Genomic DNA, 25,432 nt, shown 5'->3' on the forward strand with positions numbered 1-25,432 from the left:
TGGATTATTTTTTGAAATATGGATATAAAGTGTCTGCTAATTGCCCGAATTCTATAATAGATAATGTTTCGCCTCTTCGCGTTGGTTCAATATTCGCTTCAGCTAATGCTAATAAGATTTGTTCTTTCTTCTCTTTACCGTGTGGCAATTGTGACTGTAAATTGTTTAATATTGTTTTACGTCGCTGTGCAAAAGAACTACGAGTTACTTCAAATAAAAATGACTCATCAATTACTTTCACAGGAGGCTCTGCATGACGTGTTAAGCGTAAAACAGCGGAGTCAACATTTGGCTGTGGCATAAATACTGTTTTAGGTACTGTCATCACTACTTCCGCTTTCATGTAGTATTGTACTGCGATGGACAAAGAGCCATAAGATTTGGTGCCTGGTACAGCCGAAATACGATCTGCTACTTCCTTTTGCATCATAACAACCATCCCACGTATCGGTAGATTTTCCATCAGTAACTTTAATAAAATTGGTGTAGTCACATAATATGGTAAGTTTGCTACAACCATTATATCTTTATAATTTGCTAATTCCTCTTTTATAATATTCGCTACATCTGCCTTTAGAACATCAGAATGTACAATTTTCACATTGTTATAAGGACTTAAAGTATCCTCTAAAACTGGTAATAATCGTTGATCAATCTCAAAAGAAACGACTTTACCTGCCTCCCGTGCTAAATGTTCCGTCAATGCACCAATACCAGGGCCAACTTCGATAGCTGCGCTGTCATTTGTTAAATCTGCATAACTAACGATGTTACGTAAGATATTAGGATCAATTAAAAAGTTTTGTCCTAAACTTTTTTTAAATGAAAAACCGTATTTTTTTAATATTTCTTGGGTGCGTAAAGGTGTTGCAATATCTTTATGCATGTTTTTCCTCCTGATTCATTTGCGCAATGGCTTTGCCAAATTGTTCTTCTGTAATTTGAAACATTTCTAATCTTTTAACGAGTTGCTTACCGTTTGTGGGTCCAATATTCAAAAGCTCACCTAATCGTTCGCGACGTTTTTTTGCATTAGGATGAGATAATAATTTTGCTGCAATTAAATCATCTAAAGTAATCGCACATGCTAATTCTTGTCCAAGTTCTTGTGGTGTATAGACTTTTGATAGTGCATAACGGATATCTTCATCTTTTGCATGCTCAATTCCTAACCCTTTACCGTTTTTAGCGATTGTTTTTTTCTTCGGTAAAAAAGCGTGCTTCACTCCAGGTACACGTGCTTCTATAATAGCGCGAATACGGCGCCCAGGATAATCAGGATCTGTAAATACAATAACACCTCTCACATCTTGAGCATGTTGAATATTACGCAAAGTTTCTTCTGAAATGGCTGAACCATTTGTTTCAATTGTATCTGCATTAACAGCACGTTTAATAGCTGTCGTATCATCTTTTCCTTCGACAACAATAATTTCTTTTATATCCACGGACATCAAATCCTCTTTCCTAAAAAGTTCCTTTGACCATTTTACTTCGATTTTACACTTATTGTACAGTAACGCGTGAGAAATTAATCATTGCAATAAAAAAACTCTCTTCTCCAGTATGGAAAAGAAAGTTGTATTTTTTTCATCTATTAATTTTGAACTGTAACTTTAACTGTTCTTCTTCCCCAGTTATAGGCTTGCTTTTTTGTAGGCATAAAAACATCAATTTTACGTCCTTTAATTGCACTACCTGTATCCCCAGCAATTGCTAAGCCATAACCGTTTACATATACCATCTTACGCAAAGGAATTACTCTTGGATCAACAGCTATCACCTTTTTATAAGGATTTTTACGTAAATCTATGCCGATTTTCGTCTTACCTGAACAACCATTACAATATGCTGTATATGCAGTTGATGTTACATACATTGATTGATTAGAAATGGATACTTTTTTAATTGTACCTGATTTTAAATATTTTTTTGATACATAACCTGTTTTACCACTATAGGATACCTTATACCATGATCCTTTTCGGCCTCTATACGTAACATTTTTGCCTTTAGGAATTGTTTTAATAAGTTTATACTTTGTTCCTGGACCTTTACGCATATTTAGTTTACCAGTTGTATGGTATTGTCTTGCCTGACTTACTTGTGTAATTTCTTTGTTAGAGTTTCTATTAGCAGAAACATGTGAGTCTTCCACTACATCGATGACCTTTTCTACTCGAACGTCAGATGTGGGAGTGTCATTTGCATTTTGCGTATTCTCATTATCTAGAAGTTCGCTATTTTCTCCTGACTCAACTGTGGGTTGCTTTAAAAAGTCAGCGACCGTAGTCGAAGTTGCTCCTGCGGGTTTCTTATAAGTATTTTTTTCCTGTTCATACGAATTATTCGTATTCAATGAGGGTGGGTTTGCAAAGTTGTTAGCATATAATTTACTAACTTTATTTTTTGTCAATTGTTTTTCTTGTTGTGTACCGTTTGTCTTCGCATTGACGGTAGTAAATGTAGCACCAAATAGAGTAGCTACTACAACAGCAAATGCTAGCACAAAAAACATAATACTAGGTGTCATTTGTTGATTCCTCAATGATTTTAAGAACAGTTTTTGCATGGAATTATTTGACATGAAAAACGCCTCCTTATCACTCGTTGGATTATATAGACTCTTTTTTTGACTGTCAACAGATAAGTTATTTTCAAAAATTTTACAAAAGAGATAGAGATCCTGTTATGAATGTGGGAGACGTTTGTTTATTTTCACTCTTTTTTTAAGCTTTAATTTTGAAAAAGCGATGCGCATTTTCGGTTGTTTTTCGCGCAACTTCTTCAACTGGTAAACCTTTTAATCGTGCGATTTCCTCAGCGACTAATGGTACTAACGAAGGCTCGTTTCTCTTGCCACGATTCGGATGTGGTGCAAGGTACGGAGCATCTGTTTCAATCATCAAATATTGTAAAGGAATTGCCGTTGCTACTTCTTTAGGTTTTTTGGCATTTTTAAATGTAATAGGGCCTCCTAGACTAATCATAAAATTCATCTTAATACAAATTTTAGCGGTTTCAACACTTCCACTAAAACAATGCATCACACCGCCGACTTCTTCGGCATGTTCCTCTCGTAAGATACGCACACAATCTTCAGTTGCCTCGCGATTATGAATGACTATTGGTAAATTTACTCGTTTTGCTAGTTGAACTTGTTTACGCAATAATTCTTGTTGGACATCTTTAGGTGATTTGTCCCAATGATAATCTAACCCCGTCTCACCAATTGCAACAACTTTTGGGTGGGCTGCTAACTTTTCAATCCATTGTAAATCTTCCTCTGTGCAATCTATTGCATCAACAGGGTGCCAACCAATTGCAGCATATAGAAAATCATATTCCTCAATTAACTCCATCGCACGGATAATAGTTTGTTGATCAAATCCAACTACGACCATCTCTTTTACATCTGCAGCTAAAGCACGATTGATTACTTCGGACAAATCATCTTCATATTGTTCAGCATTCAAATGTACATGCGTATCTATAAACATATTCATTCTCCTCACATGATTTTCATTTTAGCTAAATAATCCATTTCACAGTTCACAGATAAATTACAATTTCATTACGAATATTACAACTAGCATTATACTTAATACCTAAGAATCAAAAAAACCGTTGCTACAGTTAATTCTTTTTATCTATTTAAGGAACTCGAAATTATCAATTTTATATAAAATTTTGTTATATTTTTAATTCTATAGATACAAAAACCTGCTGTTTGTCCCCAGCAGGTTTTTATATTACATAGATTGGATAACTTATTTAACTTTGGCTCCATTTTCTAATTTCTCATCTACTGTTGCTAAAGTTAAAATGCCATCTTTACTACCAGCTAATATCATTCCTTGAGAAAGTTCACCACGAAGTTTTACTGGCTTTAAGTTTGCTACAACAATCACTTTTCTACCTTTTAATTCATCTGATGTGTAATATTCTGCAATACCAGACACAACTTGACGTTTTTCATAACCTAAATCTACCTGAAGCTTTAATAATTTATCGGCTTTTGGAACTTTGTCACAAGCTGTAACTGTTGCTACTCGTAAATCAATTTTCATGAAGTCATCAATTGTAATTTCCTGTACATCATCTTGATCTGCTGCTACCTTTTTCTCGACTTTTTTTGGTTGCTCGACAGTTTTTACGGATCCATGCATTTGATCTCGAATGTAAGTAACCTCTTCCTCAGCGTCTAAACGAGGGAAAATAGGTACTCCTTTGTTAATAACCTTTGTTCCTGCAGGTATTACATTTTCTATATTTAAGGAATCCCAAGCAAGTAAATCTTCTGATAACCCAAGTTGATGGACAATTTCCTTCGGTGCGTGTGTCATGAATGGTTGAATCATGACTGCTACACGGCGTAAATTTTCTGCTAAATTATACATTACAGTTGCAAGTTGTGCTTTAAGGGATTCATCTTTTGCAAGTACCCATGGTTGTGTTTCATCAATATATTTATTTGTTCGTGATACTAATGCCCATACATCTGCTAAAACAACACTAAATTGCATTTTTTCCATATCAGCTTCATATTTCGCTTGTGTTTCTTTAGCTTGTGCGCTTAGAGCAGCATCAAATTCTGTAGGTTCTAATCCTTCAGTTGGAACAATGCCATCAAAATACTTATTCATCATAGAGACAGTACGGTTTAATAGGTTACCAAGATCATTAGCAAGATCAAAATTAGTACGTTCGACAAATGATTCTGGCGAGAATACACCATCTTGACCAAATGGCAATTCACGTAATAAGAAATATCTTGTTGCATCTAAACCATAACGTTCTATTAACATTTCAGGGTAAACGACGTTTCCTTTAGATTTCGACATTTTCCCATCTTTCATCATGATGAAGCCATGTGCGAATACTTTTTTAGGAAGTGGCAAATCTAAAGCCATCAAGAAGATTGGCCAGTAGATTGTATGGAAACGTACAATATCTTTTCCAACTACATGTACATCTGCAGGCCAATACTTTTTGAAATCTCCGTCGTTTTCTGTATCATAGCCCAATGTTGTTATATAGTTTGTTAACGCGTCCACCCATACGTAAATGACATGCTTTGGATCTCCAGGAACACGTATTCCCCAATCAAATGAAGTACGTGAAACAGAAAGATCTTCAAGACCAGGTTTAATGAAATTATTAATCATTTCGTTCTTGCGAGATTCTGGTTCGATGAATTCCGAATTTTCCTCATAATATTGTAAAAGGCGATCTGCGTATTTCTTCATATTAAAGAAGTAAGATTCTTCTTTTACACGATGAACAGGACGTCCACAATCAGGACAGTTGCCGTTATCTAATTGTGTATCAGTAAAGAAAGACTCACACGGAGTACAATACCAACCCTCGTATTCTCCTTTATAAATGTCGCCGTTATCTAAGAATTTTTTGAAAATTTTCTCTACCGTTACAGTATGGCGTTCTTCTGTTGTTTGGATAAAGTCATCATATGAGATGTCCATTAGCTTCCAGAGTTTCTTTGCAGCAGCTGCAATTTCATCGACATATTGTTTTGGATTTTTATTTGCTTCTTCCGCTTTCTCTTGGATTTTTTGGCCATGTTCATCCATACCTGTTTGGAATCGAACATCATAACCTCGTAATCGTTTGTAACGTGCCATTGTGTCTGCAGCTACAGTTGTGTAGGCTGTACCAATGTGAAATTTACCACTTGGGTAGTAAATTGGTGTTGTAATATAGAATGTTTTCTTTTCATTCGTCACGAAAACTTCCTCCAGTGCTATACAGTATACTTTCTATTCTATCGGAGTCCGAAAAACCTTTCAATTAAAGTTTACTCACCTTAATTTTGTCTAATTTTGTCGAAAAATATTTATAGACAAATCTATCCTGAAATCTAAGCAAAAAAACGTATAAAAGTACAAAAATTGAGCAAAATAAAACAAATCAATATGATTAAAATCCTTAAAGAACGGTAATATTTTGAAAAAGTGTTTAAAATACAGTCAAAAATAATTGACGTATATGTCATTAGTTGGTATGATATAGGACAGACACAGAGTTTATGTCGAAATTTGACGAAAAATAATATTAAGAAACTATAGGAGGAACTCTTGTTATGAAATCTACTGGTATTGTACGTAAAGTTGATGAACTTGGTCGCGTGGTAATTCCAATTGAACTTCGCCGTACTTTAGGTATCGCAGAAAAAGATGCTTTAGAAATTTATGTGGATGATGATAAAATCATCTTAAAAAAATATATGCCAAATATGACTTGTGCTGTAACTGGTGAAGTATCAGATGATAACTTCCGTTTAGCTGGCGGTAACTTAATCCTAAGCCCAGAAGGTGCACAAATCCTTATGAAAGAAATCCAAGCAAAATTAAATAAATAATTTCTTGGACAAATCAATTCGATCAACAAGATATACAATAATGAGTTATTTTTTACTTTATTACCTTACCTTGTTTTCAAATGTGATTTTTTATATATTAAAAAACCCATCCGAAATATTCGCCATTTCGGATGGGCTTTTTATTTATATCCAAGATATCCTTCTTTTGTGGGTAATCCAGCATAAACTATTTACAACCGTATATAAAATTTTTCTTACAGAAACTATTTAGTTTTCAATATGATATTGTTGATAAACATCTCTTTTAGCCAGATTACGCACCTTCGCTACTTCTTTAATGGCTTCTTTTGATGATATCTTTTGATTCTCAATGAGGTGATTGACATGTTCTACAATAGACAGCTGATCCCACCAATTTACTTCATCAATATTTTCTTCATTTAAATTGCCTTCAACTACTAGACAAAATTCTCCACGTATTTCATTATTATTTGCCCATTCTACTGCCTCTTCTAAAGTTCCCCTCAAAAATTCTTCAAATTTCTTTGTTAACTCACGTGCCATCACGATTCGACGATTGCCAAATATAGCTTGCATATCTTTCAGTGTATCCTTTAAACGATGTGGAGCTTCGTAAAATAGAATCGTCTCATGCCGTTTTTTTAATGATTCCAATGATTCTCTACGGTCTTTTTTATGTCGACTTAAAAATCCCAAAAAATAGAATGGTTGAGGTACTAATCCCGAAGCAATTAAAGCTGTTATTGCTGCATTTGCACCTGGTACAGGAACAACCGCAAAATCTTCCTCAATAGCTTTTGCCGCAATATCCGCACCAGGATCTGAAATACAAGGTAATCCAGCATCACTGACAAGTGCCACTGTTTTCCCTTCACGCAAGAATTGTAATAACTTTTCTCCACCTTGCTCTTGATTATGATCATGATAACTTATCAAAGGTGTATCTATATCGAAGTAATTACAAAGTTTTTTCGTATTACGTGTATCTTCTGCCGCAATTATGTCTGCTTCTTTTAAAATTCTAATTGCTCGCATTGTCATATCTTCTAAATTACCGATCGGCGTTGCTACTAAATATAAGCAACTACCATCCTCGTGTATTGAGCTTTTCTGTGATTTCACTCGATTCACTCCTTGTTGCAATATAATTCATTTTTTGTTTTCTCGATAGCTTTTTAAAATAATACTCAGCACTCATAGCATCATGTTTTGTCTCAAACGTTTCGAAATAAATACAGTGTACAGGTCTACGTGCTCTCGTATACTTTGCACCCTTCCCAGAATTGTGTACAGCAACGCGTTTTTTCAAATCAGTTGTATATCCTGTATAGTACGTACCGTCTGCACATTCTAAAACATACATAAAATGATCATTGACTTTCTCCATATAGCATTTCTCTCACTTCAGCAGTATATTCACCATCTTCATTATATACATATAATGGAGGCAAAATTTTTAAATCTGGTTTGCCATCTTTAATTCCTTCTATTAATAATGTATTTGCTTCTTTACCTGCCTTAGGGTAAACAAAGCGAATACGTTTTGGCTCTAATCGATTTGCTCGCATTGCTGTAACGATATCGAGTAATCTCCCTGGTCTATGGACAAATGCTGCTTTTCCGCCTTGCTTTAGAAGCTTACTGGCTGAATAGATCATTTCATCTAATTTTAAATAAATCTCATGTCGAGCAATAGCGACATGTTCCTTTAAATTCTTTTCACTTGCTTCATGTGCTGGAAAATATGGAGGATTACATGTTACTACATCATATTTTTCAATTCCTAACACTGGAGCAATATTTCGAACATCACCTTGCATGATTTTGATTTGCTGTTGTAATTGGTTATATTCCACACTTCTTTTCGCCATATCAACAAGTCGTTCTTGCAATTCAACTGCTATAATTTTCCCTTTCGTACGTGCACTTAGGAATAAAGGAATAGCACCATTTCCCGTACACAAATCAACTAAATCTCCTTTTTGATAAGGGACACTTACAAACTTTGATAATAAAACGGCATCCAATGAAAATGAAAAAACAGATGGACTTTGAATAATACGTAAATTCTCTGCTAATAGGTAATCCATTCTTTCATCTTCCTTCAACCATTGTTCCATTTATTTACCCTCCAACATAACAAAAGACTGACAACCACTAATTGAAGCGGGATCAGTCTTCTTTATCAATTATTGTTTATTTAAAAATGATAGGCAGAATAAACAATCCTCACCTTTTCTTGAACTACCAAAATGCACATGACAAACATGGTATCCTTCATGATATAGTCTGGCTAAATTATCATAACCTTCTCCGACATCAATCATCTCTTTTTTCTCTTCCTCATCATTTAGTTTAACCTGTCCCTCCGGTTTTACTGAAAGAACTTCTTCTAAACGCGTTCGAAGATGATGATTTTCCATTTGCAATGTTTGATGCTCTTCCATCATGAGTGCAACAAATTTCTTCAATGCCTCAAATTGTTTTTGCATCGATTCAAGCTGTTGTTCGAACTCCATAACAGTATCTAAGAAATTACGGTCCTTCACTCAAGCCACCTCATTATTCCCTCTATTGGACTGAACTATTTTCATACTGTAATATTTCATCCAATGTATATTCTAAGATTCGTTGTTCCTCAAATAATTCAACTTGAAGCACTCGTTCTAATATATTCAATCCAATGACTTTTCCTCTGCCATCAGGTGTCGTAATTGTTTGACCAATATCTGGCATTTGCCCTCGTACTTCTTCATATTCATCATTTTCATATTTTAAACAGCACATTAAACGTCCACATAAACCTGATATTTTTGAAGGATTGAGCGATAAGTTCTGATCTTTTGCCATTTTAATTGATACCGGCTCAAAATCACCTAAAAATGTTGAACAGCATAACATTCTCCCGCAAGGACCAATACCACCTAACATTTTTGCTTCATCCCGCACACCAATTTGTCTTAGTTCAATGCGTGTACGGAAAATAGCAGCAAGATCCTTAACTAATTCGCGGAAATCGACTCTTCCTTCCGCCGTAAAATAAAAAATAATTTTATTTCGATCAAATGTATATTCAACATCGACCAACTTCATCTCTAATTCATGGGCAATGATTTTCTCTGTAGCTAAATCAAAAGCACGTTTAGATTCAATTGCATTTTCATCTACTTGTATACGATCACGTTCATTTGCTGGTCGCACAACTTGTTTTAATGGTAGAACAACATCGTTTTCTCCAACTTGTTTGATAGAAACAACGACTCTCCCATATTCAATACCTCTAGCAGTCTCTACAATAACATACTGACCTTTTTCTAGAGAATAATCTCCGGGATCAAAATAATATATTTTACCCGCCTTTTTAAAGCGGACACCTACTACTTTATACAAAGGATCTTCCCTCCTGCAGATTCAGCATCAGCTGCTCCATCATCAATGTCTTATTCATATTACTTTGCAATTGTTTGCGAGCATTCAAAATAGCCTGCAATTGCGATGATAGCTTATCGAAGGTTGTGTGAAGTGCTACCTCTTTCCATGTTGAAAGTAAATCAGGATACGTACACATTGCCTCTGGATTTGCCTTAATTGCTACTATATCTCGGAAAGCAAATAACATTAAATCTAATGCTAATTCTAATTGTTCTTTTTCTTTAAATAGAGGTAACCAATCTTCATGTACAACTAGCATTGCTTCATGAACATTTTTAAAGGTTGCTTCTACCAATTTTAACACTGTTTTTCTAGCCTGTGCAAACGCATCATCTTTTGCAAGAGAAAAAGCATCTTCTAAATCACTTGTTACCATACTTACTGTTGCTGCCATTGACTGAGTAATCCCTGTAGCGACTAACTCTTTCATCATTGCATCACGTGAAATTTCTTGAAATTTAATATGCTGGCAGCGTGAACGAATTGTCGGTATTATAGCGTTAATATTTTGAGTTACAAATATAGCTGTTACTACACCCTCAGGCTCTTCTAAAAACTTTAATAATTTATTGGCGGACTTTACATTTAATCGTTCAGCACTATGGATTACATATACTTTGCGTCCTGCCTCTAGTCCTGTTTTACTCATCTCATTTAGCAATTTCTCAATCGCATCTACCTTTATAAATTGGCCTTCAGGATATACTTGGTGAAAATTAGGATGATTTCCTGATTTTATACGCTGACAGCTTCGACATGTTTCACATGGAACATCTTCTTGTGGATTTTCGCATAATAGTAGCCGAACAAAGAAAAGCATAACTTCCTCAGTACCAGTACCTTTACCACCTTCAAATATGTACGCATGCCCCACTCTGCTTTTTTGAAAGATTTTTTGGAGCTGCTTCATCACTACTGGTTGTAATTTAAGTAGTTCTTCAGCTGTATGCATCATCATTCAACACCTTTTTCTTGTTTGAAAAAATCCCGTGCTCCGAAATACCAAGAGACACGGGGTTTTACGTATAAAGGTTGATTAACAATCCTTTAATCTCACCTATTTTAGCTAACAAATCAACAGAATCCTTTTCTTCATTTAGAACATCTTCCGTTAACTCAATTAGTTTTTCATCAATTGTATCTACTATTTTCAAGCGGCGGCCTTCACCAAATCGATTCCATGTATGCGATTGTTTCAATTCCATACCATATGAAACTGCTTCCTTTAAAAACCGTTTGACTAACATCTTAAATTTCGCTAAATCACGTAAATTTTTAGATTTCGCAATACGATCGCCAGCTGTTGAAATATCGCCTAATAATTTTGTAATTTGTTCGGTCTGCATGCGTTGTCCAGATTTTACTACAAATTCCCCAAATCTCGTTGTTGGCTGGTGATTTGGTAGCTTTTGTCTAGTTGTATCCAATCCAATGCGCAGATCTTGGTTGATCTTCACTTAATTGTCTCCTCCATCTCCTAAAAATGATGAAACTGTTCGATTGGTAAAACAAAAACGGTTGCTCCACCTACCTCAACCTCTACCGGATATGGGATGTATGCATCTGCATTTCCCCCCATCGGTGAAATTGGTGCTACCATTTGATCTCGAGAACGACAATTATCGCGAATAACATCTAATACCTTTTGAACTAGTGAATCCTCAGTACCAATTAAGAACGTCGTATTTCCTGAACGAAGAAATCCTCCAGTACTGGCCAACTTGGTTGCGCGAAAATCATTTTTCGTTAAAGCGTTTGAAAGACGGTTACTATCCTGATCTTGTACAACTGCCACAACTAATTTCATCGGCATTCACTCCTCTAATAGGTTCTTTTATAAGTATAACATAATTCATATAATCTCTTCATTTACTTTACAATGCATTTTTCAAAACTTTCCAGACATCTTGGAAAACAACTTCTAATGGTTGGCTGGCATCAATTACTTGAATTCTCTCTGGAAATTCTTCGGCTAACTTCAAATATGCATCTCTCACTCTTTCATGAAAAGTAAGACTTTCTACATCTAAGCGATTAACTTCTCGATCCTTATGTTCATTAATACGGGCCAACCCAATTTCAGGATTTAAATCAAATAGGATGGTCATATCGGGCATACGATCACCAATAGCAAATTGATTAATAGATTTTACCCCAGCAATTCCTAATCCACGTCCTATACCTTGATATGCTAATGATGAATCAATAAAGCGATCACATAAAACCACTTTTCCCTGCTTTAAAGCAGGTTCTATCTTTTCCACAAAGTGCTGACTTCTTGCCGCTGCATATAATAGTGCTTCCGTTTTCGGATCCATTTCTGTATGTGCGGGGTTTAAAATGACTTGTCGAATTTCTTCTGCAATCACGCTACCTCCTGGTTCGCGTGTTGCCACTACTTTTCTTCCCTCTTCTTGTAATTTATTAACAACCAACTTAAGTACAGTAGTCTTTCCTGCGCCCTCTGGACCTTCAAATGTAAAAAATAATTTATTCGTCATAACGAAATCCTCTCATATATACTATTACTTATCATTATACATGATTGGTTCTAATTAATAATACTATTGGATATGCTAAAATATGATGAACAAACAGATCATGCTTGAATCAAAGAAATCATATAAAAGTATTCATTTGATGACAATATGTTATATGATGTGAAACCACAGAAATTATTTTTTGTTAGATTTACCTTACTAAAACTTCAATTAATTAAAATAATTCTTTGAATGTCTTTCCTCAATTCAATTCAAAGAAAGTATCTATAGTTTGAAATTAACCATAAGATAAAAAATCCGCTCTATTTTGCGTTTTTATTTTTAAATAAGAATCCTACTATGAATGTTACAATAACTATCATCGGCTTTAAAATGGATATTTTCTTGGACATATATACTCCTTTCGGACAAATTATTTCTTCCAGATTATAGCTTTACCACAAAAAAATTATGGATATCCTGTTATCATTTATTTTCCCATAACCTATTTACTCTCATTTATATAATTCTAATAATGCTTCGCTAGCAATTGATTTGACCATTTCAAATACATTGACGGGCTATTTCCTGGTAAATATTTTTTAGATACTTTATCTATGTACTATCTTAATGAAAGTATAAATCATGAATAATACGATCAATAAACATTTGCTAAGTCTATTGATAAATAATGTCATAAAAAAAAGCACAACTGAATCATCAGTTGTGCTTTAAGTGTGCCTAGCAACGTCCTACTCTCGCAGGGGGACAGCCCCCAACTACCATCGGCGCTAAAGAGCTTAACTTCTGTGTTCGGCATGGGAACAGGTGTGACCTCTTTGCCATCATTACTAGACCTTCGATTTACAATCTACTTCGCATTACTTCGTCAACTTCACTCATTCGAATCCTCATGTACATAAGTACACTCCGGTTCTCACTCGTTCGTTTCCTCGTACTGCTCATATCTTGAAAATCTCATCTATAGAAAGATTTGTTCTTTCAAAACTGGATAAACGTTTATTGAAGTTCTTAAATCAACTTTTGGTTAAGTCCTCGATCGATTAGTATTCGTCAGCTCCATGTGTCACCACACTTCCACCTCGAACCTATCTACCTTGTCGTCTTCAAGGGATCTTACTTACTTGCGTAATGGGAAATCTCATCTTGAGGGGGGCTTCATGCTTAGATGCTTTCAGCACTTATCCCGTCCACACATAGCTACCCAGCGATGCTCTTGGCAGAACAACTGGTACACCAGCGGTGTGTCCATCCCGGTCCTCTCGTACTAAGGACAGCTCCTCTCAAATTTCCTACGCCCACGACGGATAGGGACCGAACTGTCTCACGACGTTCTGAACCCAGCTCGCGTACCGCTTTAATGGGCGAACAGCCCAACCCTTGGGACCGACTACAGCCCCAGGATGCGATGAGCCGACATCGAGGTGCCAAACCTCCCCGTCGATGTGGACTCTTGGGGGAGATAAGCCTGTTATCCCCGGGGTAGCTTTTATCCGTTGAGCGATGGCCCTTCCATGCGGAACCACCGGATCACTAAGCCCGTCTTTCGACCCTGCTCGACTTGTAGGTCTCGCAGTCAAGCTCCCTTGTGCCTTTACACTCTGCGAATGATTTCCAACCATTCTGAGGGAACCTTTGGGCGCCTCCGTTACTCTTTAGGAGGCGACCGCCCCAGTCAAACTGTCCGCCTGACACTGTCTCCTACCCCGCTTAGGGGTACGGGTTAGAATTTCAATACAGCTGGGGTAGTATCCCAAGGACGCCTCCACCGAAGCTGGCGCTCCGGTCTCTCTGGCTCCTACCTATCCTGTACAAGCTGTACCAAAATTCAATATCAGGCTACAGTAAAGCTCCACGGGGTCTTTCCGTCCTGTCGCGGGTAACCTGCATCTTCACAGGTACTATAATTTCACCGAGTCTCTCGTTGAGACAGTGCCCAGATCGTTACGCCTTTCGTGCGGGTCGGAACTTACCCGACAAGGAATTTCGCTACCTTAGGACCGTTATAGTTACGGCCGCCGTTTACTGGGGCTTCGGTTCTCACCTTCGCTTGCGCTAAGCAATCCCCTTAACCTTCCAGCACCGGGCAGGCGTCAGCCCCTATACGTCACCTTACGGTTTTGCAGAGACCTGTGTTTTTGCTAAACAGTCGCCTGGGCCTATTCACTGCGGCTCTCTCGGGCTTGCACCCTACTAGAGCACCCCTTCTCCCGAAGTTACGGGGTCATTTTGCCGAGTTCCTTAACGAGAGTTCTCTCGCTCACCTTAGGATTCTCTCCTCGACTACCTGTGTCGGTTTGCGGTACGGGCACCTCCTACCTCGCTAGAGGCTTTTCTTGACAGTGTGAAATCAGGAACTTCGCTCATACGAGCTCGCCATCATAGCTCAACGTTATAGAGAGCGGATTTGCCTACTCTCACGTCTTACTATTTAGACGCACATAACCAACAGTGCGCTTACCCTATCCTACTGTGTCCCCCCATTACTCAAATGGTAGGGAGGTGGTACAGGAATATCAACCTGTTATCCATCGCCTACGCCTGTCGGCCTCGGCTTAGGTCCCGACTAACCCTGAGAGGACGAGCCTTCCTCAGGAAACCTTAGTCATTCGGTGGATGGGATTCTCACCCATCTTTCGCTACTCATACCGGCATTCTCACTTCTAAGCGCTCCACCAGTCCTTCCGGTCTGACTTCACAGCACTTAGAACGCTCTCCTACCACAGACATCGTAGATGTCTATCCACAGCTTCGGTGAATTGTTTAGCCCCGATACATTTTCGGCGCAGCGTCACTCGACCAGTGAGCTATTACGCACTCTTTAAATGGTGGCTGCTTCTGAGCCAACATCCTGGTTGTCTAAGCAACGTCACATCCTTTTCCACTTAACAATTACTTTGGGACCTTAGCTGGTGGTCTGGGCTGTTTCCCTTTTGACTACGGATCTTATCACTCGCAGTCTGACTCCCGTGCATAAATCACTGGCATTCGGAGTTTGTCTGAATTCGGTAATCCGGGATGGACCCCTAGTCCAAACAGTGCTCTACCTCCAGGATTCTCTATCACGAGGCTAGCCCTAAAGCTATTTCGGAGAGAACCAGCTATCTCCAAGTTCGATTGGAATTTCTCCGCTACCCACACCTCATCCCCGCACTTTTCAACGTGCGTGGGTTCGGGCCTCCAGTAAGTGTTACCTTACCTTCACCCTGGACATGGGTAGATCACCTGGTTTCGGGTCTACGACCACATACTCATTCGCCCTATTCAGACTCGCTTTCGCTACGGCTCCGTCTTTTCAACTTAACCTTGCATGTAATCGTAACTCGCCGGTTCATTCTACAAAAGGCACGCTATCACCCATTAACGGGCTCTAACTACTTGTAGGCACATGGTTTCAGGATCTCTTTCACTCCCCTCCCGGGGTGCTTTTCACCTTTCCCTCACGGTACTGGTTCACTATCGGTCACTAGAGAGTATTTAGCCTTAGGAGATGGTCCTCCCAGATTCCGACGGAATTTCACGTGTTCCGCCGTACTCAGGATCCACTCTGGAGGGAATGAACTTTTGACTACAGGACTGTTACCTTCTTCGGTAGGTCTTTCCAAACCGCTTCGTCTAATTCATTCCTTTGTAACTCCGTATAGAGTGTCCTACAACCCCAAGAGGCAAGCCTCTTGGTTTGGGCTCTTCCCATTTCGCTCGCCGCTACTAAGGGAATCGAATTTTCTTTCTCTTCCTTCAGGTACTTAGATGTTTCAGTTCCCTGAGTCTGCCATCATGACGCTATGTATTCACGTCAAGATACTGTCCCATTACGAACAGTGGGTTCCCCCATTCGGAAATCTCCGGATCATAGCTTACTTACAGCTCCCCGAAGCATATCGGTGTTAGTGCCGTCCTTCATCGGCTTCTAGTGCCAAGGCATCCGCCATGCGCCCTTAATAACTTAACCTTCAGTTTTCAATACACATCGCATTACGTCGTCAATTTCACTCGTTCAAATCCTCATGCACCAAAGTGCACTCCGGTTTTCACTCACTCATTTCCTAGTACTACTCGTGTCTTGAAACCTTTTACAACTTTCAAGTTATTAAGCCTAAAAAATTTAAAACTTAATATAAAAAAATGTGTTACTTAAGAATTTCTTCAATGTCGTTTTATCCAGTTTTCAAAGAACAAGTTTTGAAAGCGATGAGCCTTCAAAACTGAACAGCAACCGTTAATCTTACAGACCCAAGGTCTGTATTCCGAAATATTCCTTAGAAAGGAGGTGATCCAGCCGCACCTTCCGATACGGCTACCTTGTTACGACTTCACCCCAATCATCTATCCCACCTTCGGCGGCTGGCTCCAAAAGGTTACCTCACCGACTTCGGGTGTTACAAACTCTCGTGGTGTGACGGGCGGTGTGTACAAGGCCCGGGAACGTATTCACCGCGGCATGCTGATCCGCGATTACTAGCGATTCCGGCTTCATGTAGGCGAGTTGCAGCCTACAATCCGAACTGAGAACGGTTTTATGAGATTAGCGTGCTCTCGCGAGTTAGCGACTCTTTGTACCGTCCATTGTAGCACGTGTGTAGCCCAGGTCATAAGGGGCATGATGATTTGACGTCATCCCCACCTTCCTCCGGTTTGTCACCGGCAGTCACCTTAGAGTGCCCAACTAAATGATGGCAACTAAGATTAAGGGTTGCGCTCGTTGCGGGACTTAACCCAACATCTCACGACACGAGCTGACGACAACCATGCACCACCTGTCACCAATGTCCCCGAAGGGAAAACTCTATCTCTAGAGTGGTCACTGGGATGTCAAGACCTGGTAAGGTTCTTCGCGTTGCTTCGAATTAAACCACATGCTCCACCGCTTGTGCGGGCCCCCGTCAATTCCTTTGAGTTTCAACCTTGCGGTCGTACTCCCCAGGCGGAGTGCTTAATGCGTTAGCTGCAGCACTAAGGGGCGGAAACCCCCTAACACTTAGCACTCATCGTTTACGGCATGGACTACCAGGGTATCTAATCCTGTTTGCTCCCCATGCTTTCGCGCCTCAGCGTCAGTTGCAGACCAGAAAGTCGCCTTCGCCACTGGTGTTCCTCCAAATCTCTACGCATTTCACCGCTACACTTGGAATTCCACTTTCCTCTTCTGCACTCAAGTCTCCCAGTTTCCAATGACCCTCCACGGTTAAGCCGTGGGCTTTCACATCAGACTTAAGAAACCGCCTGCGCGCGCTTTACGCCCAATAAATCCGGACAACGCTTGCCACCTACGTATTACCGCGGCTGCTGGCACGTAGTTAGCCGTGGCTTTCTAATAAGGTACCGTCAAGGTACGTTCATTTCCTAACGTACTTGTTCTTCCCTTACAACAGAGTTTTACGATCCGAAAACCTTCATCACTCACGCGGCGTTGCTCCATCAGACTTTCGTCCATTGTGGAAGATTCCCTACTGCTGCCTCCCGTAGGAGTTTGGGCCGTGTCTCAGTCCCAATGTGGCCGATCACCCTCTCAGGTCGGCTATGCATCGTCGCCTTGGTAGGCCGTTACCCCACCAACTAGCTAATGCACCGCGGGCCCATCCTGTAGTGACGCCCGAAAGCGCCTTTCAACATTTCACCATGAGGTGAAATGGATTATCCGGTATTAGCTCCGGTTTCCCGAAGTTATCCCAGTCTACAGGGCAGGTTGCCCACGTGTTACTCACCCGTCCGCCGCTAAATCAGAGGAGCAAGCTCCTCGTCATTCGCTCGACTTGCATGTATTAGGCACGCCGCCAGCGTTCGTCCTGAGCCAGGATCAAACTCTCCATAAAAATAAAGTTTGAAAGCTCATTTGCTTTGCTAGCGTTATCTATTGATAACATTTTGTCCTTGTCACTAACAGAAGTTAGTGATCAAAGTTTATTGATTAACGTTTGCTTGTTCAGTTTTCAAGGTTCATATTTCGTCTTCATCTTAACGACTTAATTATTATATCATCATATCTTTTTAATGTCAACATCTTTTTTAAAAGAGTTTTCATTATAGAATTTGATATAATTTATAGTGCCTTTCGTTAAAGACTTATACATTATATCAATCTATCACTTTAATGTCAATACTTTTTAAATATAATTGATATGTTCTTTATTGCTATTTAAATTAGCAACCCACCTAATATAACACTTTATTCAGGATGTTGCAATGCTTTTATAAAAAAAAGTGATTAAACCCCGTTAAGCATACTACTAGCACAACTCCAGGTAACCCTAATAACGCTACAATGAGTATAGAAGCAAAATTAAGAGGAACCCATACCCCTAAATAACCTGCACCATATGACAGAGCATACAAAACACAAAATGATAATGTAATACGAAATGCTACACTTGATAATAACTCGAAAATCTTTTTTATCCCCTTTGGTTTACTTAATACCCAATAAAAAACAAACAGCACTCCTATCAAGCTAATTACAAGCTTGGCCATATAAATCACGCTCCATTAATATATGATGTAACTGATATATATGACAGGAATACTGTATGTCATTCGTTATTTAATTAAAATTTTCCGAATACGTGCTTCTTTAAATAAATAGAAGTGTTTACTCTCAGCAATCTTACGCTGTGCAATTATGTTTAAATCGTAATCAACCATTAAGTTTTCGATTTCCTGTGTATGTTGCCAATCTTCCTTTGTAAGACGCATTAACTGAATGAGCTTCTCATCGTATTCTTTGCGCAACTTTTGTTTTCGAAAAAACATTTCTTCTTGCACCCCATTCTACAATTCGCGTCTACCTTCTAACGCTTTCGATAAAGTTACTTCATCTGCATACTCTAAATCTCCTCCCACAGGTAAACCGTGGGCTATACGAGTTGTACGAATACCAGATGGTTTTACAAGACGCGAAATATACATAGCTGTAGCTTCGCCTTCTATTGTAGGGTTTGTTGCTAATATCAGTTCTTGTACTTCTTCGTTTTGCAATCTTTTTAATAAAGACGGAACGTTTATATCTTCTGGCCCTATACCATCCATTGGAGAGATGGCACCTTGTAACACGTGATAAAGACCATGATAATCCCGCATTTTTTCCATCGCAATAACATCTTTTGTGTCTTGTACTACACATATTGTTGAACGATCACGTTGTGGATCTTGGCATATATGACAAGGGTCCACATCAGTAATGTGCCCACATACAGAACAGTAGCTTAAATTTCGCTTAGCATCAATTAGAGCTTTAGCGAAATTAAGCACCACATCTTCTTGCATTGTTAACACAAAAAACGCCAGACGGGACGCAGTTTTTGGCCCGATACCTGGCAACTTCATGAAACTATCAATTAATTTGGATATTGGTTCAGGATAATGCATCCTTTATTCCCCCTAAAATCCAGGAAGGTTGATTCCTTTGGTAAATTGCCCCATTGTTGCATTTGTTGTTTCATCAACTTTAGCAATTGCAGCATTCGTAGCAATAATAATCATATCTTGTAATAATTCAACATCTTCCGGATCTACAACTTCTGGACTAATAACAACTTCTTGCACTTGTTTTTGACCATTCATCACCACTTTTACAAGCCCGTTACTAGCAGTTCCTTCGAAAGTTTGAACCGCCAATTCTTCTTGTGCTTGCATCATTTTCTTTTGCATTTTTTGCATCTGTTTCATCATGTTATTCATATTACCCATACCACGCATCGTTAAATTCCTCCTAATATTTAAATTTAATCTTCAATTTCAACAAAGTCTTTACCAAATAATTTTTCAGCTTCCAAAACAAGTGGATCTTCTGAAGCTTGTTGTTCTTCAACTAAAATAGATTGTACAACCTCAGACACTTGTTCGCCAGCCACATCTTCCGATTCAACCTTTTTTTCCGTCTTATGATGTTGAATAAAATCTGCTCTAATTTTCAACCAATTTTCTTCTGGCACAAAAACTATTTCATAAAGGTTCCCTGTTACCCCCGCCATATACTGTCTAAAATTAGAAATTAATTCTTGATTATCTGCTGCCATTTGGCAATGAATATCATACTTGAATTTTAACACAAAAGCACTTGCTGATGCTGCCACTGGTTCTGATTCTTCAAGTAAAGCAGATTGAGGCTTTGGTAACTGATGGAGCACATCAGCCCATGCACCTTTTATCATCTGAATATCGTGTTTTGTAGCTGCTTTTAGAACCTCTTGAATTCTACCAACATGAACGTTAAATGTACTTGAAGATTTAACATTTTGTCTTGTATGAGATTGTGCCTGTGGTTGCTTCTGAGTTATTATGCCATCTTGTTGTATTTGGTGAATTAACGATTCTAGCTCTGTAATCTTTGATTGCAATTCTACAATCTGAGAATCTGCTGAAGTATTTCCTGAAGAAACAAGTGCAGTAGATGGCCGCATTGTATTTGATTGTGACATTTTCAATAAGGCAGTCTCTAAATATACTTTTGAATGTAATGAAAGTCGCATCTCTTGTTGTGTTTTCGAAAGAATATCAATAAAGCTATAAAGTGTATTCATCGAAAAATCGTTAGCTAACGTTTGAAACTTCTCGTCTGTCGTAGCTAATTCAAGTAAATCATCTAAATCTGGTGCTGTTTGAATTAATAATAGATCTCTAAAAAATGTAATAAGATCTTCTGAAAGACGAACTGCATCTTTCCCTTCACTCATTAATTGTTCTAGCATAGCTAATACTCTTGCTACATCTCTTTCAGCTAAACTTTTTGCCAACTCATAAAAAACTTCTTGACTAATAGACCCTGTTACAAATAGTGCATCTTCAAGAGTTAGCTGTTCACCACTAAATGAAACTACTTGATCTAACATACTTAACGCATCACGCATACCGCCAGCTGCAGACTTAGTGATTACTTTTAGCGCTTGTTCATCATAAGACAAATGAATATCTTCAAGCACTACCTTCATACGTTCTAAAATATCTACAGAAGATAAACGTTTAAAGTCAAAACGTTGGCAACGAGAAATGATTGTTGCTGGTATCTTATGTGGTTCAGTAGTGGCTAATATAAAGACAACATGCGAAGGAGGTTCTTCTAGTGTCTTTAATAGCGCATTAAAGGCACTTGTAGAAAGCATATGCACTTCATCAATGATATAAACCTTATAGCGAGCGCTTGCAGGTGCAAAACGAACTTTCTCAATAATCTCACGCATTTCATCTACACTTGAATTGGATGCAGCATCGAACTCAATCACATCTGGATGTGAACCATTTGTAATGCTTTTACACGTTGCACATTCATTACAAGGTTCTTCAGTTGGAGCATGCTCACAATTTAATGCTTTTGCAAAGATCTTCGCTGTGCTCGTTTTACCAGTACCACGTGGACCTGAGAATAGATAAGCATGAGTTGTTTTATTGGCTAGGAGAGCATTTTGAAGTGTTCGTTTCACATGAGATTGTCCTGACATTTCTCTAAATGATTGTGGACGATACACTCGATAAAAAGCCTGATATGTCAATGGTTTTCTCTCCTTTCTGCCGTTACAGTTTAATAAATTTATTATAGCATAAAGCTGGTTAGAAACCTTGATTGTAGTATGTATAAAAAAGAAAAAACTCACTTGTCAAAAAGACAAGTGAGTTTGAATTCACACGGTTAATGCCGTGCACCTTTTCTCGACAGCCGTACATAAGCGTTACTCTTGTCGTTAGCTCAGATTAGGCTACCCCGCGGCACATGAGTGAGACCACTTAATGCTGCTTCCTTCCGGACCTGACATGGTTCATGGGGACTCATTGCGCAGGACCCAATCGTCAACGCCACGTGCAAGAGGCAGACCAAACATACGGACAGCCTCAAAAAGGGATTCAGTCTCGCTAAAGCGGATTGCGAGTTACAGGACACCGCTACCTTCCCACCTAGCACGGCAACTCCTAGTATACGAACTGTTACAAAAAAAATCAACTAAAAAAATTTACCATTTAATAAAAGCTTTAATATTAACAATACAACCGACATTTCATTCCGCTAAAAAGCATCCTCTCGCATGCGAAGTAACATGCCTCATGCGGGAAATATTTCTGCTGTCGCCCGTTTGAGAGAAGCTTTTTAAAATGATTTTCTACCTGAACCGTCTTTTTTAAATAAATTAATCTAAATAAATATATGAGCATAAATCATAGTCATTGCTCACTTATACTGCCGTTTACTACGCTGAATTTTATTGAACTCATGTATTACGAAACAACTCATTGATCGGTTTCGAAAGTAACAATTTATCTTTTTAAAAAAGAAAATAATTTTCCACGAAACTATTGACGAGTTTTAAAAATGGTGATAAAGTATATTTTGTCAGTAAGACAGCAATACTTTTTCGGAGGAATACCCAAGTCTGGCTGAAGGGATCGGTCTTGAAAACCGACAGGCGGGTCAAACCGCGCGGGGGTTCGAATCCCTCTTCCTCCTCCATTTTATTTTTATAAAAAAACACGCGCATAATATTGAGATTGTATTCGTTACAAATTGTAACGAATTTTTCTTAACGCTATATAATCTGAAAATTCTAAAACAAACTACTTTGTGGTTTGTTTTTTTATATTTTATAAAGTATAGATTTACAATCTATAGAAAAAGAACTTTATTAGATTATCATTTGAATTTTCTTATCTTTCATCCTTTTTTTGAATAATTTGTAGTAAATCCTCTGGCTTTTGAACAATATAAATATAGTCTAATTGTTCTTGTTGCATAAATCCTTCATCAACCATATATTGTAGTTGTAATCGCAGCAATTGATAGTAATGATTTATATTGTACAAACATATTGGCTTATGATGCTGCCCTATTTGAGATAATGTCACAACGTCGAAAAACTCATCCATTGTTCCTGCTCCACCAGGTAAGGCAATTAGTAAATCTGCTAATTCCATCATTTTAGCCTTACGTTCATGCAAGGTCTTCACATAATGTAATTCAGTAATATGTTCATGTATTACTTCTTTCCAGTGAAAAAAATCTGGCATTACGCCAATAACATGACCACTATTAGCAATAGCTGCATCAGCTATTTTCCCCATTAATCCTTGATTGGATCCTCCATAAACGATATCTATTTGATTTCTGGCTAAGTAAGCACCTAATTCTTCGGCTTTTTGTACATATATCGGGTTTTTCCCCACCTTTGATCCACAATAAATTCCTACTCGCATAATATCCCCCAATATCAGATAATTTATATATACTCTCCCTTATTTAGCAGCGTATTTCCAAAATACTATCTAATACTAAAATGTTAGAAATTGAACTACATTTAATATATATATGTAAAAGAATATTAAAAATAGAACATTATTCAAGCAAGTGAACTGTACAATAAACTATAATCTTTTATTAACTGAGTCAATTTTATAATGCAAAATCTATATTAAAATTCGGGCTTGGCGGCGACTCCTCGAAAATGCATTCGCATTTTCTTCGCGCAGTGCTAACTTGAGGATGCTAATTCAATGTCCAACGGGAATAGCTTAAGTTAAAGGCCTCGTAGGAATGGCTTTAAGAAACAAGGCCTAAGAACATCACGTCCTGTGTCAATGACTCCGTGACTAACATCATGTTGATCCGAGGAAATTGAAGCTAAGCCCACGGAAATGCTTTCCGAAGTAGAACTTTCGAATATACAGATTTTATACTTTTATAAGTTGCATTGTCCGTATCTTTTAACAGAAAACTGACAAAATTGACTTATGAAATTGATTCGACTACTCCTTTGAAAATTTATTATATCTATACCATTAGATAATAAAAGAACTATACGGAAAGATGATTTTCAACTTTCCGTATAGTTCCATTAATTGATTTATCTACGTCGCAAATGAGAGGTTTGCTCTATGAAATGGCCAATTCTTTCTAAAATGATTTCAATGGTATCTGGACTTTTCATTAAATCATAATCATTAATATCCAATCGAAGTACAGGACAAGCATTGAAATCATCAATCCAATTTTCATAGCGGTTATGCATTTCATACCAATATTCTTTATCCGTTTGTTGCTCCATCGGACGACCACGTTCCTCAATACGCGCAATGATATCTTCAATTGGACCTTCAAGGTAAATTAACAAGTCCGGATGTGGAAAATATGGTGTCATTACCATTGCATCAAATAAATTAGTATATGTTTCAAAATCAGTTGGACTCATTGTCCCTTTATCATAATGCATTTTGGCAAAAATACCTGTATCTTCATAGATAGAGCGATCCTGGATAAAACCGCCACCATACTCAAAAATACGTTTTTGCTCTTTAAATCGCTCAGCAAGGAAGTAAATTTGCAAATGAAAACTCCATTTACTAAAGTCATCATAAAATTTATCTAGATAGGGGTTTGTATCTACTTTTTCAAATGACGTACGAAAATTCAATGCGTTTGCTAACGCTTTTGTCATTGTTGATTTACCGACACCTACTGTTCCTGCAATGGTAATAACAGCATTTGATGGAATGCAATATTTCTCTCTTAAATTCATGCCTTAAAGCTCCTTCTTTTTAACGTGTCCTTAACTGTATTTAAAATTTCCTGTAAATCTTCAATATTTTGTACGAAGTCCATATCATCACCATTAAAACGAATAACAGGTATATCAGGATGCTCTTGTTCAAAAGCACGGATAAACTCATGATAATCTCCTACTAACCGCTCCATATAATCCTTGGATATCATCTTTTCAAATTCTCTACCCCTCATAGCAATACGCTTCATTAGCGTATCTACACTCGCATACAAATAGATAACAATGTTGGGTCTTATCATATCCATCGTTAAAATTTGATAGATATCTTTGTACTTATGAAATTCTGATGGTTGCAACGTACGTTTTGCAAATATTAAATTTTTAAAGATATGATAATCTGCTACAACTGGCTGATCTTTAGACAAAATAAGTTTTTTTGTGTCATTTAATTGTTTATATCGATTGCATAAGAAGAACATTTCCGTTTGGAAGCTCCACTCATTAATATCTTCATAGAATTTATTTAAAAACGGATTTTCGTCAACAATTTCTTTCAATAAATGAAACTCAAAATTCTCCGAAATTATTTTAGAAAGTGACGTTTTTCCGACGCCAATAGGCCCTTCTACAGTAATAAACGGAACAGGCATCAGAAATCCCCC

At 37.9% G+C, this 25,432-nt stretch carries 23 protein-coding genes, 1 tRNA gene, 3 rRNA genes and 1 other RNA gene; 2 read left to right on the forward strand and 26 right to left on the reverse strand.

Annotation, left to right across the window (positions count from 1 at the left end):
• Nucleotides 1–4: 4 nt before the first annotated feature.
• The 5 genes from rsmA to metG all read right to left on the reverse strand — a co-directional run bounded on the left by rsmA (nucleotide 5) and on the right by metG (nucleotide 5,744).
• Nucleotides 5–886 carry a 16S rRNA (adenine(1518)-N(6)/adenine(1519)-N(6))-dimethyltransferase RsmA gene (rsmA, locus tag CEF14_RS13905; RefSeq protein ID WP_102693392.1) on the reverse strand — a complete coding sequence of 294 codons (882 nt, stop codon included), beginning with the start codon at nucleotides 884–886 and terminating at the stop codon, nucleotides 5–7.
• Complete coding sequence (rnmV, locus tag CEF14_RS13910; protein ID WP_102694408.1) at nucleotides 879–1,448, reverse strand: ribonuclease M5; 570 nt, start codon at nucleotides 1,446–1,448, stop codon at nucleotides 879–881. Before rnmV ends, rsmA begins: the two co-directional genes overlap by 8 nt.
• Before the next feature lie 149 nt (nucleotides 1,449–1,597).
• Nucleotides 1,598–2,587 (reverse strand): 3D domain-containing protein, encoded by a 990-nt coding sequence (locus CEF14_RS13915; protein ID WP_245890173.1) that lies wholly within the window; start codon nucleotides 2,585–2,587, stop codon nucleotides 1,598–1,600.
• A 142-nt stretch (nucleotides 2,588–2,729) separates the two neighbouring features.
• Nucleotides 2,730–3,500 (reverse strand): TatD family hydrolase, encoded by a 771-nt coding sequence (locus CEF14_RS13920; RefSeq protein ID WP_102693393.1) that lies wholly within the window; start codon nucleotides 3,498–3,500, stop codon nucleotides 2,730–2,732.
• 270 nt (nucleotides 3,501–3,770) lie between these two features.
• The gene (metG, locus tag CEF14_RS13925; RefSeq protein ID WP_102693394.1) at nucleotides 3,771–5,744 is read right to left on the reverse strand and encodes a methionine--tRNA ligase; all 1,974 of its coding nucleotides are present in this window, start codon (nucleotides 5,742–5,744) and stop codon (nucleotides 3,771–3,773) included.
• A 356-nt stretch (nucleotides 5,745–6,100) separates the two neighbouring features.
• On the opposite strand from metG, the gene CEF14_RS13930 reads away from it, so the two are divergent.
• The gene (locus tag CEF14_RS13930) at nucleotides 6,101–6,379 is read left to right on the forward strand and encodes an AbrB/MazE/SpoVT family DNA-binding domain-containing protein (protein WP_102693395.1); all 279 of its coding nucleotides are present in this window, start codon (nucleotides 6,101–6,103) and stop codon (nucleotides 6,377–6,379) included.
• 228 nt (nucleotides 6,380–6,607) lie between these two features.
• Here CEF14_RS13930 and rsmI read toward each other — a convergent pair whose 3' ends face one another.
• The 18 genes from rsmI to ffs all read right to left on the reverse strand — a co-directional run bounded on the left by rsmI (nucleotide 6,608) and on the right by ffs (nucleotide 22,185).
• On the reverse strand, nucleotides 6,608–7,483 hold the full coding sequence (rsmI, locus tag CEF14_RS13935) for a 16S rRNA (cytidine(1402)-2'-O)-methyltransferase (protein WP_102693396.1): 876 nt from the start codon (nucleotides 7,481–7,483) through the stop codon (nucleotides 6,608–6,610).
• Nucleotides 7,446–7,748: a GIY-YIG nuclease family protein gene (locus CEF14_RS13940; RefSeq protein ID WP_102693397.1), complete on the reverse strand. Its 303-nt coding sequence runs from the start codon at nucleotides 7,746–7,748 to the stop codon at nucleotides 7,446–7,448. The genes rsmI and CEF14_RS13940 overlap by 38 nt, the downstream gene beginning before the upstream one ends.
• Nucleotides 7,732–8,481, reverse strand: a complete 750-nt coding sequence (locus tag CEF14_RS13945; protein WP_102693398.1) for a tRNA1(Val) (adenine(37)-N6)-methyltransferase — start codon at nucleotides 8,479–8,481, stop codon at nucleotides 7,732–7,734. The genes CEF14_RS13940 and CEF14_RS13945 overlap by 17 nt, the downstream gene beginning before the upstream one ends.
• Before the next feature lie 69 nt (nucleotides 8,482–8,550).
• Entirely contained in the window at nucleotides 8,551–8,910 is a 360-nt protein-coding gene (gene yabA / locus CEF14_RS13950; RefSeq protein WP_102693399.1) for a DNA replication initiation control protein YabA, read from the reverse strand.
• Between the two features lie 22 nt (nucleotides 8,911–8,932).
• On the reverse strand, nucleotides 8,933–9,751 hold the full coding sequence (locus tag CEF14_RS13955; RefSeq protein ID WP_102693400.1) for a PSP1 domain-containing protein: 819 nt from the start codon (nucleotides 9,749–9,751) through the stop codon (nucleotides 8,933–8,935).
• Complete coding sequence (gene holB / locus CEF14_RS13960; protein ID WP_102693401.1) at nucleotides 9,744–10,748, reverse strand: DNA polymerase III subunit delta'; 1,005 nt, start codon at nucleotides 10,746–10,748, stop codon at nucleotides 9,744–9,746. Before holB ends, CEF14_RS13955 begins: the two co-directional genes overlap by 8 nt.
• 64 nt (nucleotides 10,749–10,812) lie before the next feature.
• Nucleotides 10,813–11,250, reverse strand: a complete 438-nt coding sequence (locus tag CEF14_RS13965) for a YaaR family protein (RefSeq protein WP_102693402.1) — start codon at nucleotides 11,248–11,250, stop codon at nucleotides 10,813–10,815.
• Nucleotides 11,251–11,270: 20 nt separating this feature from the next.
• Entirely contained in the window at nucleotides 11,271–11,600 is a 330-nt protein-coding gene (locus tag CEF14_RS13970) for a cyclic-di-AMP receptor (protein WP_102693403.1), read from the reverse strand.
• 67 nt (nucleotides 11,601–11,667) lie between these two features.
• Nucleotides 11,668–12,294: a dTMP kinase gene (tmk, locus tag CEF14_RS13975; RefSeq protein ID WP_102693404.1), complete on the reverse strand. Its 627-nt coding sequence runs from the start codon at nucleotides 12,292–12,294 to the stop codon at nucleotides 11,668–11,670.
• Between the two features lie 718 nt (nucleotides 12,295–13,012).
• Nucleotides 13,013–13,129: ribosomal RNA gene (gene rrf, locus CEF14_RS13980) — 5S ribosomal RNA — on the reverse strand.
• Nucleotides 13,130–13,317: 188 nt separating this feature from the next.
• Nucleotides 13,318–16,246, reverse strand: a 23S ribosomal RNA gene (locus CEF14_RS13985).
• Nucleotides 16,247–16,557: 311 nt separating this feature from the next.
• A 16S ribosomal RNA gene (locus CEF14_RS13990) occupies nucleotides 16,558–18,107 on the reverse strand.
• The 16S, 23S and 5S rRNA genes sit together here, the layout of an rRNA operon.
• Before the next feature lie 376 nt (nucleotides 18,108–18,483).
• Entirely contained in the window at nucleotides 18,484–18,762 is a 279-nt protein-coding gene (locus CEF14_RS13995; protein ID WP_102693405.1) for a pro-sigmaK processing inhibitor BofA family protein, read from the reverse strand.
• Between the two features lie 66 nt (nucleotides 18,763–18,828).
• Complete coding sequence (locus CEF14_RS14000; RefSeq protein WP_102694410.1) at nucleotides 18,829–19,041, reverse strand: YaaL family protein; 213 nt, start codon at nucleotides 19,039–19,041, stop codon at nucleotides 18,829–18,831.
• An 18-nt stretch (nucleotides 19,042–19,059) separates the two neighbouring features.
• Nucleotides 19,060–19,656, reverse strand: a complete 597-nt coding sequence (gene recR / locus CEF14_RS14005; RefSeq protein WP_102693406.1) for a recombination mediator RecR — start codon at nucleotides 19,654–19,656, stop codon at nucleotides 19,060–19,062.
• A 12-nt stretch (nucleotides 19,657–19,668) separates the two neighbouring features.
• Nucleotides 19,669–19,986 carry a YbaB/EbfC family nucleoid-associated protein gene (locus tag CEF14_RS14010; protein WP_102693407.1) on the reverse strand — a complete coding sequence of 106 codons (318 nt, stop codon included), beginning with the start codon at nucleotides 19,984–19,986 and terminating at the stop codon, nucleotides 19,669–19,671.
• A 26-nt stretch (nucleotides 19,987–20,012) separates the two neighbouring features.
• Nucleotides 20,013–21,776, reverse strand: coding sequence for a DNA polymerase III subunit gamma/tau (gene dnaX, locus CEF14_RS14015; RefSeq protein ID WP_102693408.1), 1,764 nt, complete (start codon nucleotides 21,774–21,776; stop codon nucleotides 20,013–20,015).
• 143 nt (nucleotides 21,777–21,919) lie between these two features.
• Nucleotides 21,920–22,185: signal recognition particle sRNA large type (gene ffs, locus CEF14_RS14020), an RNA gene on the reverse strand.
• A gap of 448 nt (nucleotides 22,186–22,633) precedes the next feature.
• Between ffs and CEF14_RS14025 the strand changes: the two genes are divergently transcribed.
• Nucleotides 22,634–22,726, forward strand: a tRNA-Ser gene (locus CEF14_RS14025).
• A gap of 194 nt (nucleotides 22,727–22,920) precedes the next feature.
• On the opposite strand, the gene CEF14_RS14030 is transcribed toward CEF14_RS14025, so the two are convergent.
• From CEF14_RS14030 to CEF14_RS14040, 3 genes are all read right to left on the reverse strand, one after another.
• Complete coding sequence (locus CEF14_RS14030) at nucleotides 22,921–23,466, reverse strand: LOG family protein (protein WP_211284617.1); 546 nt, start codon at nucleotides 23,464–23,466, stop codon at nucleotides 22,921–22,923.
• Nucleotides 23,467–24,113: 647 nt separating this feature from the next.
• The gene (locus CEF14_RS14035) at nucleotides 24,114–24,785 is read right to left on the reverse strand and encodes a deoxynucleoside kinase (protein WP_102693409.1); all 672 of its coding nucleotides are present in this window, start codon (nucleotides 24,783–24,785) and stop codon (nucleotides 24,114–24,116) included.
• The gene (locus CEF14_RS14040; RefSeq protein ID WP_102693410.1) at nucleotides 24,782–25,420 is read right to left on the reverse strand and encodes a deoxynucleoside kinase; all 639 of its coding nucleotides are present in this window, start codon (nucleotides 25,418–25,420) and stop codon (nucleotides 24,782–24,784) included. The genes CEF14_RS14035 and CEF14_RS14040 overlap by 4 nt, the downstream gene beginning before the upstream one ends.
• Nucleotides 25,421–25,432 lie beyond the last annotated feature (12 nt).

Source organism: Rummeliibacillus pycnus (assembly GCF_002884495.1).
GTDB classification, from domain to species: domain Bacteria; phylum Bacillota; class Bacilli; order Bacillales_A; family Planococcaceae; genus Rummeliibacillus; species Rummeliibacillus pycnus.